This window comes from Alistipes sp. AF14-19 (assembly GCF_003461645.1).
GTDB classification, from domain to species: Bacteria; Bacteroidota; Bacteroidia; order Bacteroidales; family Rikenellaceae; genus Alistipes; species Alistipes shahii.
The window spans coordinates 19,532-34,432 of sequence record NZ_QTXM01000006.1; the positions used below are offsets into that span (position 1 = coordinate 19,532).

Annotated in this window: 12 protein-coding genes; all 12 read left to right on the forward strand. The window is 61.5% G+C overall.

What is annotated here, in order from left to right:
* The first annotated feature begins 89 nt into the window (after positions 1-89).
* The 12 genes from DWW03_RS06905 to pyrB all read left to right on the forward strand — a co-directional run bounded on the left by DWW03_RS06905 (position 90) and on the right by pyrB (position 14,901).
* On the forward strand, positions 90-1,538 hold the full coding sequence (locus tag DWW03_RS06905) for an MFS transporter (RefSeq protein WP_044054598.1): 1,449 nt from the start codon (positions 90-92) through the stop codon (positions 1,536-1,538).
* 234 nt (positions 1,539-1,772) lie between these two features.
* Positions 1,773-2,546: a DeoR/GlpR family DNA-binding transcription regulator gene (locus DWW03_RS06910; RefSeq protein ID WP_022061323.1), complete on the forward strand. Its 774-nt coding sequence runs from the start codon at positions 1,773-1,775 to the stop codon at positions 2,544-2,546.
* A 347-nt stretch (positions 2,547-2,893) separates the two neighbouring features.
* Complete coding sequence (locus DWW03_RS06915) at positions 2,894-4,168, forward strand: dihydroorotase (protein ID WP_118406550.1); 1,275 nt, start codon at positions 2,894-2,896, stop codon at positions 4,166-4,168.
* A 2-nt stretch (positions 4,169-4,170) separates the two neighbouring features.
* On the forward strand, positions 4,171-5,262 hold the full coding sequence (carA, locus tag DWW03_RS06920; RefSeq protein WP_022061321.1) for a glutamine-hydrolyzing carbamoyl-phosphate synthase small subunit: 1,092 nt from the start codon (positions 4,171-4,173) through the stop codon (positions 5,260-5,262).
* Complete coding sequence (gene carB, locus DWW03_RS06925) at positions 5,255-8,437, forward strand: carbamoyl-phosphate synthase large subunit (protein ID WP_022061320.1); 3,183 nt, start codon at positions 5,255-5,257, stop codon at positions 8,435-8,437. Before carA ends, carB begins: the two co-directional genes overlap by 8 nt.
* Positions 8,438-8,620: 183 nt before the next feature.
* On the forward strand, positions 8,621-9,361 hold the full coding sequence (locus DWW03_RS06930) for a dihydroorotate dehydrogenase electron transfer subunit (protein ID WP_015547980.1): 741 nt from the start codon (positions 8,621-8,623) through the stop codon (positions 9,359-9,361).
* Positions 9,362-9,397: 36 nt separating this feature from the next.
* Complete coding sequence (locus tag DWW03_RS06935) at positions 9,398-10,309, forward strand: dihydroorotate dehydrogenase (protein WP_015547979.1); 912 nt, start codon at positions 9,398-9,400, stop codon at positions 10,307-10,309.
* Positions 10,310-10,435: 126 nt separating this feature from the next.
* On the forward strand, positions 10,436-11,140 hold the full coding sequence (gene pyrF / locus DWW03_RS06940; protein WP_022061319.1) for an orotidine-5'-phosphate decarboxylase: 705 nt from the start codon (positions 10,436-10,438) through the stop codon (positions 11,138-11,140).
* 143 nt (positions 11,141-11,283) lie between these two features.
* Positions 11,284-11,544, forward strand: coding sequence for a glutaredoxin family protein (locus DWW03_RS06945; RefSeq protein WP_022061318.1), 261 nt, complete (start codon positions 11,284-11,286; stop codon positions 11,542-11,544).
* Entirely contained in the window at positions 11,545-12,654 is a 1,110-nt protein-coding gene (locus DWW03_RS06950) for a S41 family peptidase (RefSeq protein WP_118406551.1), read from the forward strand.
* 173 nt (positions 12,655-12,827) lie between these two features.
* Entirely contained in the window at positions 12,828-13,457 is a 630-nt protein-coding gene (gene pyrE, locus DWW03_RS06955; RefSeq protein WP_015547975.1) for an orotate phosphoribosyltransferase, read from the forward strand.
* A 358-nt stretch (positions 13,458-13,815) separates the two neighbouring features.
* Positions 13,816-14,901: an aspartate carbamoyltransferase gene (pyrB, locus tag DWW03_RS06960; protein WP_118406552.1), complete on the forward strand. Its 1,086-nt coding sequence runs from the start codon at positions 13,816-13,818 to the stop codon at positions 14,899-14,901.

Here is a 14,901-nt window from a genome sequence, read left to right on the forward strand (position 1 = left end):
GATAAAACGGAAAAATCACGAAAATAATTTAGAATATCGCTCCGAAAGTTGTATATTTGGCTTCTGAAACTACTAACTTTCATTTCGAAATGACATCTGAACAAACCAAGCGCTTCAAGTATTGGCAGATGCGTACGATCATCGCGACGATGGTCGGTTACGCGCTCTTCTACTTCGTGCGCAAGAATTTTTCGCTGGCCATGCCCGGCCTGGAAGCCGATCTCGGCATTTCGAAGACGAGCCTCGGCATCTTCCTCACCCTGAACGGCCTGATCTACGGCTTTTCGCGTTTCGCCAACGGCATTCTGGCCGACCGCATGAACGCCCGCTGGTACATGGCCGTCGGTCTGGCGCTGTGTGCGCTGGCCAACTTCGCGTTCGGATTCGGCGAGGACGTCTCCTACTGGATCACGGGCGAGCATTCGGGCGACCAGTTCGGCAACACGATGATCCTCTTCATGGGCGTCATGTGGGTCGTCAACGGGCTGTTGCAGGGTACGGGATTCCCGCCCTGCGCGCGTCTGCTGACCCACTGGATTCCGCCTACGGAGCTGGCGACGAAAATGTCGGTGTGGAATACCTCGCACTCGATCGGCGCGGGCCTCGTGGTGATCCTCTGCGGTTACATCATGGGTACGCTGGGCACGAACATGGCGGGCGATCCCGACGCCGTGGCTTCCATCGCCGCCAACCTGGGCGTTTCGCCCGACGATGCTGCGGGCATGGAGCGCGTGATGACCTCCGCGGCGCATGTCGGGGCGTGGAAATGGTGTTTCTGGATTCCGTCGGCGATCGCTTTCGCCGGAGCCATCGGGCTGGTGGTTTTCCTGCGCGACACCCCGACCTCGGTGGGGCTTCCCGAACTGGAAGGAACCGAGACCAGGCAGGTGAAGACCGAAAAGAAGGGCGCCGAGCACAAGGCGTTCCTAATGAAATACGTCTTCAAGAATCCGCTGATCTGGATTCTGGGCTTCGCCAACTTTTTCGTCTACATCGTCCGCTTCTCGGTGCTCGACTGGGGGCCTTCGCTGTTGAGCCAGTCGAAGGGCGTCTCGATGTCGCACGCCGGATGGCTCGTGGCGATGTTCGAGATTGCCGGCATCCTCGGCATGCTCTTCGCCGGCTGGGCGACGGACAAGTGGCTCAAGGGCCGTGCGCACCGCACCTGCGTCTTCTGCATGGCGGGCGCCGCGCTGTTCGTCTTCCTGTTCTGGCAGCTGCCTGCCGACGCTCCGATCTGGCTGCTGTTCACGACGCTCTGCGCCGCAGGGTTCTGCATCTACGGCCCGCAGGCGCTGATCGGCATTGCCGCCGCGAACCAGGCCACGAAGAAGGCCGCCGCCACGGCCAACGGCCTCACGGGGCTGTTCGGCTACGCTTCGACGCTCGTTTCGGGCGTGGGACTGGGCTTCGTGGCCCAGCACTACGGCTGGAATTGGGCCTATGTCGGCATCCTGGGCATGGCCGTCGTGGGCATGCTGGTCTTCCTCCTGATGTGGGGCGCCAAGGCCGACGGCTACGAACCCGAGGCGGAATAAGGGAATCGAAGGTTCTGTTTTAGATGATGATACGGACTTCGGTCCGGAAGGGTCCGGCCCGTCACGGGTTGCGGACCTTTTTTTGCGAAATACGGAATCTTTTTTTATCTTTGGTGGCGTAACGATACTTTTATCAGTCGGAAGGTTTTGCCGAACCGTTAGGTAATCCGGGTGTGCGCCCGTCCGACTTTTTTTGTATCTTTGCTTTTGTAACACTTTAAATATCCGACCGATATGCTGAGCATTGCCGAACGGCACAAATACATTCTCGACAGTCTGAACAAGCACGGTTTCGTCCGGATTACCGACGTTGCCAACGAACTGGGCGTTACGAAGGTGACCATCCGCAAGGACATCAAGATTCTCGAAAGCAAAGGCCTGTTATATAAGGTGCACGGCAGCGCGCGTCCGGCCAATCCCCACGTTGCGGACCTCGACGTGCATGTGAAGGACAACATCAACCGCGACGCCAAGCGCCGCATCGCCCAGCGGGCGGCGGAGATGCTCGGCGAGACCGACTCGATCATCGTGGCCTCCGGCTCGACCGTCTACGCCTTCGCCGAGGAGATCAAGATGCGCATGTGGCATCACCTGAACATCGTCACGCCGTTCCTGCGGCTGGGCGTGCTGCTGAACGAGTCGGAGAACGTCAACGTCGTGCAGCTGGGCGGCTCGGTGCACAAGAAGTCGCTGTCGGTGCTGGGCGAAGAGGCCGCGCGCGAACTGGACGACTGCATCTGCTCGAAGGTCTTCTTCGGGGTGGACGGCATCGACCCCGAGCACGGCATCACGACTTCGACTATCGACGAGGCGAAACTCACGCGGCGGATGATGCACGCCGCCTCGCAGGTCATCGTGCTGGCCGACTCGTCGAAATTCGGACAGCGCGGTTTCGGCCGCATCTGCGCGCTGGAGGACATCGACGTGATCGTCACCGACGAGCGGATTCCCGAACAGATGATCTCGATCATCGAGGAGGCGGGCGTCGATCTGATCATCGTCCGATAGCCCGCTCTCCGGGGCGGGCGGTTCCGGGAGCCGGGGCCTGCCGCGCCGGAAATCCGCGGACATGCGCCTTCCGCCCCGCCGCATGCGGAGTGCGTGCGGCGGGGCGTATACGGCATGTTGAAAAATTTTTCCGGAAAAAGTGTTGCAGAGGCGGCGAAAATGCCCTATCTTTGTGCACAATTATAGCGACACCTGAATCCTATGAATTGTAAACCCAACATAGCATCGGCGCAAGCGTTCTGGCAGCAGGATTACTGGTCGGGTTTCCAGTCTCCGACGGATTCGGGCATTATTGTTTTATTAGGGTAACTGTTTTGGTTGCCCTATTTTTTTGTGTCCAGCGACGAATGAAGACATTTTACACCAACGCGAAGATTTTCCGCAACGGTCGTTTCGAACCGGGGCTGATCGCCGTCGAAGGGGGCCGCATCGCGGCCGCCGGGGAACCGCGCCCGGGCGACCGGGTGGTGGACCTCGGGGGGCGGCACCTCGTGCCGGGGCTGGTCGACGTGCATGTGCACCTGCGCGAGCCGGGCTTCCCGCAGAAGGAGACCATTGCGACGGGTACGGCCGCCGCGGCCCGCGGGGGGTATACCACGGTCTGTTCGATGCCCAACCTGAACCCTGCGCCCGATACGCCGGCGACGCTCGGCGAGCAGCTGGAGATCATCCGCCGCGACGCCGTGGTGCGCGTGAAACCCTACGGTACGATCACGATGGGCCAGCGCGGATGCGGCGAACTGGTCGATTTCGCGGCCTTGGCCCCGCAGGTCGTCGGCTTCTCGGACGACGGCCGCGGCGTGCAGTCGGCGGAGCTGATGGAGGAGGCGATGCGCCGGGCCGCGGCTGTCGGTAAACCGATCGTGGCTCATTGCGAAGTCGATGAACTGCTGCGCGGGGGCTATATCCACGACGGGGTTTACTGCCGCGAGCACGGACACAAGGGCATCTGCTCCGAGAGCGAGTGGCGGCAGGTCGGGCGCGACATCGCGCTGGCGGAGAAGACCGGCTGCCGGTATCACGTCTGCCACGTCTCCACGAAGGAGAGCGTCGAACTGGTGCGCCGCGCCCGGGCGAAGGGGCTGCGCGTGAGCTGCGAGACGGCGCCGCACTACCTGCTGCTGTGCGACGAGGATTTGCAGGAGGAGGGCCGCTTCAAGATGACCCCGCCGCTGCGGAGGCGCGCCGACCGCGAAGCGCTCGTCGCGGGCATTCAGGACGGCACGATCGAGGTCATCGCCACGGACCATGCCCCCCACACCGTCGCCGAGAAGGCGCGCGGACTGGCCGGGAGCGCCATGGGCATCGTGGGGCTGGAGACCGCTTTTCCGCTGCTTTATAAATACCTGGTGCTGAAGGGGGTGATCACGCTCGAAAAGCTCGTCGCCCTGATGTCGGCGAATCCCCGCCGGATTTTCGCGCTCGAAGGAGGCGTGGAGGAGGGCGATGCCGCCGATTTTACGGTGCTGGACCTCGGGGCGGAGTATGCCGTGGACCCCGGGACGTTCCTTTCGAAGGGGCGGGCCACGCCCTTCGCCGGATGGAAGGTGCAGGGCCGCGCCGTGCTGACGGTGGTGGGCGGCAAAGAGGTTTATGACGATAACTACGAATCAAACAGATAAGGATGAAAGCTTTTACGAAAAAAATTGTCTTGGAGAACGGTCGCGAGTTCTACGGATACGGTTTCGGCGCCGACCGCGAGGCCATCAACGAGATCGTCTTCAATACCTCGATGGTGGGGTATCAGGAGATCATGTCCGATCCGTCGTATACGGATCAGATGGTCGTGATGACCTACCCGCTGATCGGCAACTACGGTATGGCCGACGAGGATTACGAGACCAAAACGCCGACCATCGGCGGCATGATCGTGCGTGAGTACAACGACTCGCCGTCGAACTTCCGCTATACGAAGACGCTGAACGAGGTCTTCGAGGAGCACGACATTCCGGCCATCTGGGGCGTGGACACCCGCGCCCTGACGCGCATCATCCGCGACGAGGGGTCCCAGAAGGTGCTCATCACCGACGTGGCGACGCCGCGCGACGAGGCCCTGCGCAAACTCGGCGAATACGTCATGCCGCGCGACATGGTTTCGCGTGTGAGCTGCAAGAAGCGCTGGATGTCGCGTGTCCCCAACCACAAGTACGACGTCGTGGCCGTCGACTGCGGCATCAAGTACAACATCATCCGTCTGCTGAACCGTGTGGGGTGCAACGTGACCGTCATGCCCTACAACTCCACCGTGGAGGAGATCATGGCCTTCCATCCCGACGGGCTTGTGCTTTCGAACGGACCCGGCAATCCCGAGGACGTGACGCCGGTGATCGAACTGGTGAAGCAGCTCCGCGGCAGGCTGCCCATCTTCGGAATCTGCATGGGCCACCAGCTGATTTCGCTGGCCTACGGCGCCCGGACCTTCAAGATGAAGTTCGGCCACCGCGGCGCCAACCACCCGGTGAAGAATCTCGTGACGGGGAAACTCGAAATCACGAGCCAGAACCACAGCTACGCCGTGGATGTCGATTCGCTCGCCGGCACGGGGCTTACGCTGACGCACGTCAACCTGCTCGATGGCACGGCCGAGGGCGTGGAGTGCGCCGCCGACCGGGTTTTCTCGATGCAGTACCACCCCGAGAGCGCTTCGGGTCCGCAGGACAGCGCTTATTTGTTCAAGAAGTTCACAAAAATAATGGAGGAGCACAAAAATGCCTAGGAGAAAAGATATCAAGAAGGTTCTGGTCATCGGTTCGGGGCCCATCGTCATCGGACAGGCCGCCGAGTTCGACTATGCGGGTACGCAGGCGTGCCTCGCGCTCAAGGAGGAGGGTTACGAGGTGATCCTCGCCAACTCGAACCCCGCTACCATTATGACCGACACGCACATTGCGGACAAAGTCTACATGGAGCCGCTGACGCTGGAATACGTCGCCAAGATCATCCGCTTCGAGCGTCCCGACGCCATCGTCCCGGGGCTGGGCGGACAGACGGGTCTGAATCTCGCCGTGCAGCTGGCCAAGAAGGGCATTCTGAAAGAGTGCCAGGTCGAAATTCTGGGCACGTCGTTCGAGTCGATCGAGCGCGCCGAGGACCGCGAGCTGTTCAAGGAGCTGTGCGAGTCGCTGGGCGAGCCGGTGCTTCCTTCGCACATCGCCATGTCGATCGAGGAGGCCGTGGCGGTGGCCGAGGAGATCGGCTATCCGGTGGTGCTGCGCCCTGCCTTCACGCTGGGCGGCACGGGCGGCGGTTTTGCCGACGACGAGACCGAACTGCGCGAGATGATGCGCAACGCCCTTTCGCTCTCGCCCGTGCACCAGGTGCTCGTCGAGAAGAGCATCAAGGGCTATAAGGAGATCGAGTACGAGGTGATGCGCGACCGCAACGACACGGCCATCTGCATCTGCTGCATGGAGAATATCGACCCGGTGGGCATCCACACCGGCGACTCGATCGTCGTTGCCCCGAGCCAGACGCTCACCAACAAGGAGTTCCAGATGCTGCGCGACTCGGCGCTGAAGATCATCCGCGAACTGAAGATCGAGGGCGGCTGCAACGTGCAGTTCGCACTCGACCCGCTCTCGTTCAAATACTACCTGATCGAGGTCAATCCCCGCGTGTCGCGCTCCTCGGCCCTGGCGTCGAAGGCCTCGGGCTATCCCATCGCCCGCGTCAGCGCGAAGATCGCCGTGGGACTCACGCTCGACGAGATCCGGATCGCCAATACGCCGGCTTCGTTCGAACCGACGCTGGACTACATCGTGACGAAGGTCGCCCGCTTTCCCTTCGACAAGTTCTCCGACGCGTCGAACAAGCTCGGCACGCAGATGAAGGCCACGGGCGAGGTGATGTCCATCGGCCGCACGATGGAGGAGTCGCTGCTCAAGGCCGTGCGTTCGCTCGAAACGGGCGTCTGCCACATCTATCACAAGAAATTCGACAAGTGGTCGAACGACGACCTGCTCGCCTACATCAAGGGGGGAACCGACGACCGGCTCTATGCCATCGGCCAGCTGATCCGTAACGGCGTCGACCTGGCGCTGATCTACGACAAGACGAAGATCGACATGTTCTTCCTGGAGAAGTTCAAGAACATCGTCGAGTTCGAAAACGTCGTCCGCGCACACCCGATGGACGTCGAGACGCTCCGCGCTGCCAAGCGCATGGGTTTCAGCGACAAGTACATCGGTCAGCTGTGGGGCCTTTCGCAGAACGAAATGTACCGTCTGCGCGAGAAGAACAACGTCTTCCCGGTCTACAAGATGATCGACACCTGCGCCAGCGAATTCGCCTCCTACGTGCCCTATTTCTACTCGACCTACGAGGAAGAAAACGAGTCGATCGTCAGCGGGAAAGAGAAGATCATCGTGCTCGGTTCCGGCCCGATCCGCATCGGCCAGGGCGTCGAATTCGACTACTCGACCGTGCACGCCATCTGGTCGATCCGTGCGGCGGGCTACGAGGCCATCATCATCAACAACAACCCCGAGACCGTCTCGACCGACTACACCACCAGCGACAAGCTCTACTTCGAGCCGCTGACCGTGGAGGACGTGATGAACGTCATCCATCTCGAAAAACCGAAGGCCATCGTGGTGTCGCTCGGCGGACAGACGGCCATCAACCTCGCCGAACCGCTCGCCGAGCTGGGCGTGCCCATCATCGGCACGGACACGCAGGCGATCAAGAACGCCGAGGACCGCGGCTGCTTCGAGAGGATCATGGAGGAGCTGGGAATTCCGCAGCCCGAGGCCGAGGCCGTTACCGACATCGAGTCGGGCGTCCGGGCCGCGGCGCGCATCGGCTATCCGGTGCTGGTGCGTCCGAGCTACGTGCTGGGCGGCCGCGCCATGCAGATCGTCTCGAACGAGGAGCGCCTGCGCCACTACCTGCAAACCGCCGTGGAGATCGACGTGGACCAGCCGGTGCTGGTCGACCGCTATATCATGGGCAAGGAGCTGGAGGTGGACGCCATCTGCGACGGCAAGGAGGTCTTCATCCCCGGCATCATGGAGCATGTCGAGCATACGGGTATCCACTCGGGCGACTCGATCAGCGTCTATCCGACCTTCAGCGTGAGCCAGAAGGCCAAGGACAAGATCATCGACTATACGGTCAAGCTGGGCCTTCGGATCGGTATCGTCGGCCTGTACAACATCCAGTTCATCGTCGCCGGCGAGGACGACGTCTACGTCATCGAGGTCAACCCGCGCTCGTCGCGCACCGTGCCCTTCCTCTCGAAGTCCACGGGCGTGCCGATGGCCCACATCGCCACGCAGGTGATTCTGGGCAAGTCGCTCCGCGAGCAGGGCATCACGGAGGTCTACGGTCGTGAGAAGGAGCGCTGGTACGTCAAGGCTCCGGCCTTCTCGTTCGCCAAGATCCGCGGCATGGATTCGTATCTCTCGCCTGAAATGAAATCGACGGGCGAGGCCATCGGCTACGACGACAAACTGACGCGCGCGCTCTACAAGGCGTTGCAGGCCACGGGCATGCACGTCTCGAACTACGGAACGATCTTCGTGACGATCGCCGACCACGACAAGGAGCAGGCGCTTCCGCTGGTGAAGCGGTTCTACGACCTGGGCTTCAACATCGAGGCGACGACCGGGACCGCCGAGTTCCTGCGGGCGCACGGCATCCGCACCCGTACGCGCCGCAAGCTCAACGAGGGCAGCAACGAGATCATCGAGGCGCTGCGTCAGGGGCATGTCAGCTACGTGATCAACACCATCGACATCAACCAGCACAACACGCGCCTCGACGGTTACGAAATACGCCGCACGGCCGTCGAGAACAACGTGACGGTCTTCACGGCGCTGGAGACGGTGAAGGTGCTGCTGGATGTGCTGGAGGAGATCACGCTGCGCGTTTCGACTATTGATTCGAAATAAAATTCCGACAAGACGCCGGAGCCGTCAACGGAATGCGGACTAAAAGCGCGAGAAACGGGGCCGGTTTGCTTGCAAACCCGCGAATAGGCGCCCGTTTCCAGCGTTAGGTCGCATGAAGTAGGCGAAGGCGATCGTCGGGCCGGTTTTGGACACTTTTGCCGGATCAAAAGTGCTGAAAAAATTATGTATAAGAAAGGTATCTATAAGATTCTCACGAACGAGCCGCTGACCGACGCGGTGTGGCGCATGACCCTCGCGGGCGATACGCAGTGGATCTCGGCGCCGGGGCAGTTCGTCAATATTGCGCTGGAGGGCAAGTACTTACGCCGCCCTATCTCGATCTGCGATTACGATAACCGTTCGATTGCGCTGATCTACAAGGTCGTGGGCGGGGGAACGGAGCAGATGAGCCGCATGCTGCCGGGCGAAACGCTCGACCTGCTGACGGGTCTGGGCAACGGATTCTCGACGAAGAACGACGCGCGGAGACCCCTGCTCGTCGGGGGCGGCGTGGGCGTGCCGCCGCTCTACAACCTGGCGAAAAAACTCCTCGCCGAAGGAAAGCCCGTGCAGGTGGTGCTGGGCTTCAACACCGCGTCGGAGGTCTTCTACGAGGAGGAGTTCCGCGCGCTGGGCTGCGAGGTCGCCGTCTCGACGGTCGACGGTTCGCGGGGCGTCGGGGGCTTCGTCACGACGGCCATCGCCGAACGGGGGCTGGATTTCGATTACTTTTACGCCTGCGGGCCGCTGCCGATGCTCCATGCGCTCTACAACGCCGTGGAGCAGGACGGCCAGCTGTCGTTCGAAGAGCGCATGGGGTGCGGATTCGGCGCCTGCATGGGCTGTTCGTGCAAAACCAAATACGGCTACAAACGTATCTGCAAGGAGGGGCCGGTCCTTACCAAGGATGAAATCATCTGGTAAGAACAATTCACAATTCATAATTCAAAATTTACAATTATGACAGATACTTCGGTTGAACTCTGCGGCCTCAAATTGGACAATCCGGTCGTGCCGGCCAGCGGAACCTTCGGCTACGGCAACGAGTTCCGCGAGTTCTACGACATCAACATCCTCGGGTCGTTCTCGTTCAAGGGTACGACGCGCGAGGCGCGCTTCGGCAATCCCACGCCGCGCATCGCCGAGTGCGGTGCGGGGATGATCAATGCCGTGGGGTTGCAGAACCCCGGCATCGACGCCGTGATCCGCGAGGAGCTGCCGCGGTTGAAAACCTTCTTCCGAAAACCCGTCATCGCCAATATTTCGGGTTTCTCGGTCGAAGAGTACGCCTATTGCTGCGAGCGCATCGACAGGCAGGAGCAGGTGGGGCTGATCGAGGTCAACGTCTCGTGCCCCAACGTGCGGCACGGCGGCATGTCGTTCGGGACCTGTCCGGACGCCGCCGCCGAGGTGACGCGCGCCGTGAAGGCCGTGACGACGAAGCCCGTCTTCATCAAACTTTCGCCCAACGTGACGGACATCGTCGCGATCGCCCGGGCGTGCGAGGAGGCGGGGGCCGACGGCATCTGCCTGATCAATACGCTGCTGGGCATGCGTATCGACATTGCGCGCCGCCGTCCGGTCATCGCCAACACGATGGGCGGATTCTCGGGCGCCGCGGTCTTCCCCGTTGCGCTGCGGATGGTCTACCAGGTGGCCCGGGCGTGCCGGATTCCCGTGATGGGGTGCGGCGGCGTCACGACGGCCCGCGACGTGATCGAGATGATGATGGCCGGAGCCTCGGCCGTGCAGGTCGGGGCTGCGAACCTCGTGAATCCCTATGCCTCGAAGGAGATCGTCGAGGCGCTGCCCGGCGAAATGGAGCGGCTGGGCATTGAAAAGTTGAGCGACATAATCGGCTGCATCGAGTGATCGCGCGGCACCTTCGGCGTTTCCCTCGTCGGCTCCGACAGCCACATGCGTCGAATATGTTCTGCGAAACTCCGAATTTGCCGCACGCTGACCCGATGTGAAAAATAAATGCTAAATTTGTATATTATGCAACACGATGTAATCATAGCCTGCGACTTCAAGTCGGCGGAAGACACCTTCCGGTTCCTCGACCTCTTTAAGGACGAGGAGCGCAAACCCTTTCTGAAAATCGGCATGGAGCTGTTCTATGCCGAGGGACCCGCCATCGTGCGGGAGATCAAGCGCCGGGGACACCGGATTTTCCTCGATCTGAAACTCCACGACATCCCCAACACCGTGAAAAAGGCGATGGCCGTGCTGTCGCGGTTGGACGTGGACATGTGCAACGTCCATGCGGCCGGGACGATCGAGATGATGCGAGCCGCGCGCGAAGGCCTTACGCGCGAAGACGGCACGCGGCCCCTGCTGATCGCCGTGACGCAGCTCACCTCGACCAGCGAGGAGCGCATGCGGGAGGAACTTCTGATCGACGCCTCGATCAACGACACGATCGTGAAATATGCGCAGAACACCCGGGCCGCAGGGCTGGACGGCGTGGTCTGCTCGCCGTTGGAAGCCGGCATGGTGCACGGGGCGTGCGGCGAGGAGTTTCTGACGGTCACGCCCGGCGTGCGTTTTGCAGATGGCGACGTGGCGGACCAGGTGCGCGTCACCACGCCCGTCCGCGCCCGGGAGATCGGTTCCGACCTGATCGTCGTGGGACGCCCGATCACCGCGGCGGAGGACCCTGTGGCGGCTTACCGCCGGTGCGTCGCCGAGTTCGTCGGATAGACCGTGGTTCTGGTTGCCTTGTGGTCGCGATGCGACAAGCCCCGGCTTGAGGCAGGGGATCGGATTTGTAAACGCCGCCATAGGCGGCGAATACGGCATTCGGCTGCGTGAGATGGAACGATATTACAAAAATTGTTAATTCTATGAAACCGGTAAAACTTTTCTACCTGCGCTCGTGCCCCTTCTGCAAGAAGGCGCTGCGTTACATCGACGAGGCGCGTGCCGCCCATCCGGAGCTGGCCGCCGTCGGGATCGAGATGATCGAGGAGTCGGAGCAGCCCGAAGTGGCCGACGCGTTCGACTACTATTACGTGCCCACGTTTTACGTCGACGGCGTGAAGGTCCACGAGGGCGGCATTTATCCCGAGGAGGTGGAGAAGATTTTACGTTCGGCGCTGGAATAAATGAGTGTCTTGCTGCGTGTTCTGCCGCTTGTCGCGGCCGTTGCCGGGCTGTTGTTGCCTGCCGGGGCGCAAGTCCCGGTGAAAGGCGGCGAGGTCTCCGATTTCGACTTCGCCGTCGGCGTCGTGGAGCGCGCCTATGCGGGCTATCCGGACAAGACGGCGAACCGCGCGGCGGAGTACGGGGCGCTGAAAGAGCGGCTGCGGAGCGGGATCGCTTCGGGGCGCGACACGTATGACGCCGTTGCCGAGTATCTCGGCTGGTTCGACGATTCGCACCTCGGAACGGAGGGCGTGAGGGCTTACCGGCCCAAATCAATCCGCCGACCTTCGGATTACGCGGCACGGATGGAGCGTTATGACCCGCAGTTCACCCATTGTCGGGTGGACGGCGAAACGTATCTGATCCGTTTCCCGTCGTGCGACCTGAATGAAGAACAGACCGCTTGGGTGCGGACTGCCGTGCGGGCTTATCTGGCCTCGGGGTGTGAAAACCTGATCCTCGACATCCGCGGCAACGGCGGCGGGAGCGACAGCGCCTATGAACCGCTGCTCCGGCTGCTCTACGACCACGAAGGGGCGGAGGATGCCATGGAGTACCGCGTTTCGGACCTGGCCGTCGCCCACGTGCGGGAGTTTGCCGGAGATACGGAGCGTGGACGCGGGAAGATCGCACGGATGGAACGCACTCCGGCCGGGGAGTTCCTGACGGACGGACCGAAAACCTACCGGATACACTACGATTCCGTCTCGCCGCGGCCTCGCCGGGCGGGGCTGCTGATTGATGGGAAAGTCGGCTCCTCGGGTGAACAGCTGGTGCTCGAAGTCAGGGCCAGCAGTCGCCGCACGACCGTTTACGGGCAGGATAACACGCTCGGGTGCCTCGATTTCTCGAACTGCGAAATACTTTATTTTCCGCAGGACCCGACCCGGTGGATGATGCTCCCCACGACCCGTTCCTGCCGGGTTCCGGAAGGCCGCGGGATCGACTCCGCGGGCATCGCGCCCGATGTGCGCATTCCGCTGCCGCTGCCTGAAGTCCTGACCGACAACGTCGATACATGGACGTTGTGGGTCGCCGAAGATATGAAAACTGAAAAACGAAAAGAATAAATGGGTTTCCGCCCCGAAGTCTCCCTTTGCCAAAGGGAGATTTAGTGGGAATGTCAATATGAAATCGGCATCGCAGATGCCGTTAACGCAGGTTCGGCGGATTTCATGGTTGACACTCTTCCCATGGGGAGGGGAAAGAATGAAGAATTTTGCCGAACCTGCGTTCAAGTAAGATGGAGAAGAAAATTGCTAAAGACCTGCTGTCGATCGGCGCGGTGTTCCTGCGCCCCGAACAGCCTTTCACCTGGGCGAGCGGCATCAAAAGCCCGATCTACTGCGACAACCGGCTGACCCTGACGGCTCCTGTCGTCCGCGGCCATGTCGAGGCGGGCCTCGCCGAAATCGTCCGCACGAAATTCCCCGAAGCCGAGGTGCTGATGGGAACCTCGACCGCCGGAATCGCCCATGCGGCCATCACGGCCACGATCCTCGACCTGCCGATGGGCTATGTGCGCAGCGGCTCGAAGGACCACGGCCGCGGCAACCGGATCGAGGGCCGGCTCGAAAAGGGCCAGAAGGTCGTCGTGATCGAGGACCTCATCTCGACGGGCGGTTCGTGCATCGAGGTGGTTGAGGCCCTGCGCGAAGCCGGCGCCGAGGTGCTGGGCGTGGCTTCGATCTTCACCTACGGGATGCAGAAGGGGCTTGACCGCATGCGGGAGGCGAACGTCACGAATTACAGCCTTTCGAACCTCGACGCGCTGGTCGAAGTGGCCGCCGAGGAGGGGTATATCAAGCCTGAGGACAAGGCGCGGCTGATCGCCTTCCGCAACAATCCGTCGGACGAGAGCTGGATGCAATAATTCCGATTTTAGCGGGCGATTTTCGTCCTTCCCCGCTCGTCCCGAATGGGCAGTGCCTCATGTACAGCCCATCCGTGCCGATCACCGGGCAGGCTAAAAATCGCTCCCCTAAAATCAGAATCAGGGTTTGCCGCGATCGCCCGGCGCCTTCCGCCGATCCGTTGCGTGCCGCGAGCGGGAAATACCGACGGCGCAATGAAAGCGGAACAATGCGGATACCCGCGCAGCCAAAGTCTCCGCCGAGGCGGGGATTTAGGGGCGGGTCCGGTTTGCAAACACGGCGGAAGGCCGTGAATCGGGACCGACCGAAAAGAGGGACCGTTGAAGAATTTAAAATCCGAACTTCTATAAATAACTTATGCGACATTTGATTGATCCCACAGACCTCACGGTTGCCGAAACCGAGCAGATCGTAGCTCTGGCCGAGGACATTATCGCCAACCGCGCCAAGTACAGCGAGGCGTGCAGGGGCAAGAAACTGGCCACGCTCTTCTACGAGCCTTCGACCCGCACGCGGTTGAGTTTCACGGCGGCGATGCTCGAACTGGGCGGGCAGGTCATCGGCTTCTCCGACGCCAACTCCTCGTCGGTGTCGAAGGGCGAGACGGTGGCCGACACCGTGCGCGTGATCCGCTGCTTCGCCGACATCATCGCCATGCGTCACTTCAAGGAGGGTGCGCCGTTGGTGGCCTCGCAGTATGCGGGCATCCCGGTCATCAACGCCGGCGACGGCAGCCACGCCCATCCCACGCAGACGCTTACCGACCTCTTGACGATCAAGCGCGAGAAGGGCCGTTTCGACAACATGACGATTGGTTTCTGCGGCGACCTGAAATTCGGCCGCACGGTCCACTCGCTGATCAAGGCGCTGTCGCGCTATTCGAATATCAAGGTGATCCTGATCGCTCCGCAGGAGCTGCGCCTTCCGGACTACATGCTCGCCGAGATGGCCGAGAACTCGCATCTGGAGTTTCGCGAGGTCGAGACCATGGAGGAGGTGATGCCCGAATTGGACATCCTCTACATGACCCGCGTGCAGAAGGAGCGTTTCCTCGACGAGGAGGAGTTCGACCGCGTGAAGAACAGCTTCGTGCTCAACCCCGAGAAACTGAAGACCGCCAAGGAGGATATGATCATTCTCCACCCGCTGCCGCGCGTCAACGAGATCACGCGCGCCGTGGACAACGATCCCCGCGCGGCTTACTTCCGCCAGGTCGAGAACGGAAAGTTCGTGCGCATGGCGCTGATCTATACGCTGCTGCGCTGGGCCGACGAGAACAGGCCCTTCGAACGCACCCCGGTCTTCAGCGAACGGTATGTCGTGAACGAATACGAGTGCCCGAACCGCCGCTGCATCTCCGCCACGGAGGATGTCGACCGGCTGTTCCACCGTCAGGCGGACGGGACCTGCCGCTGTGCCTACTGCGAGGCGAAAGCCCGGTAG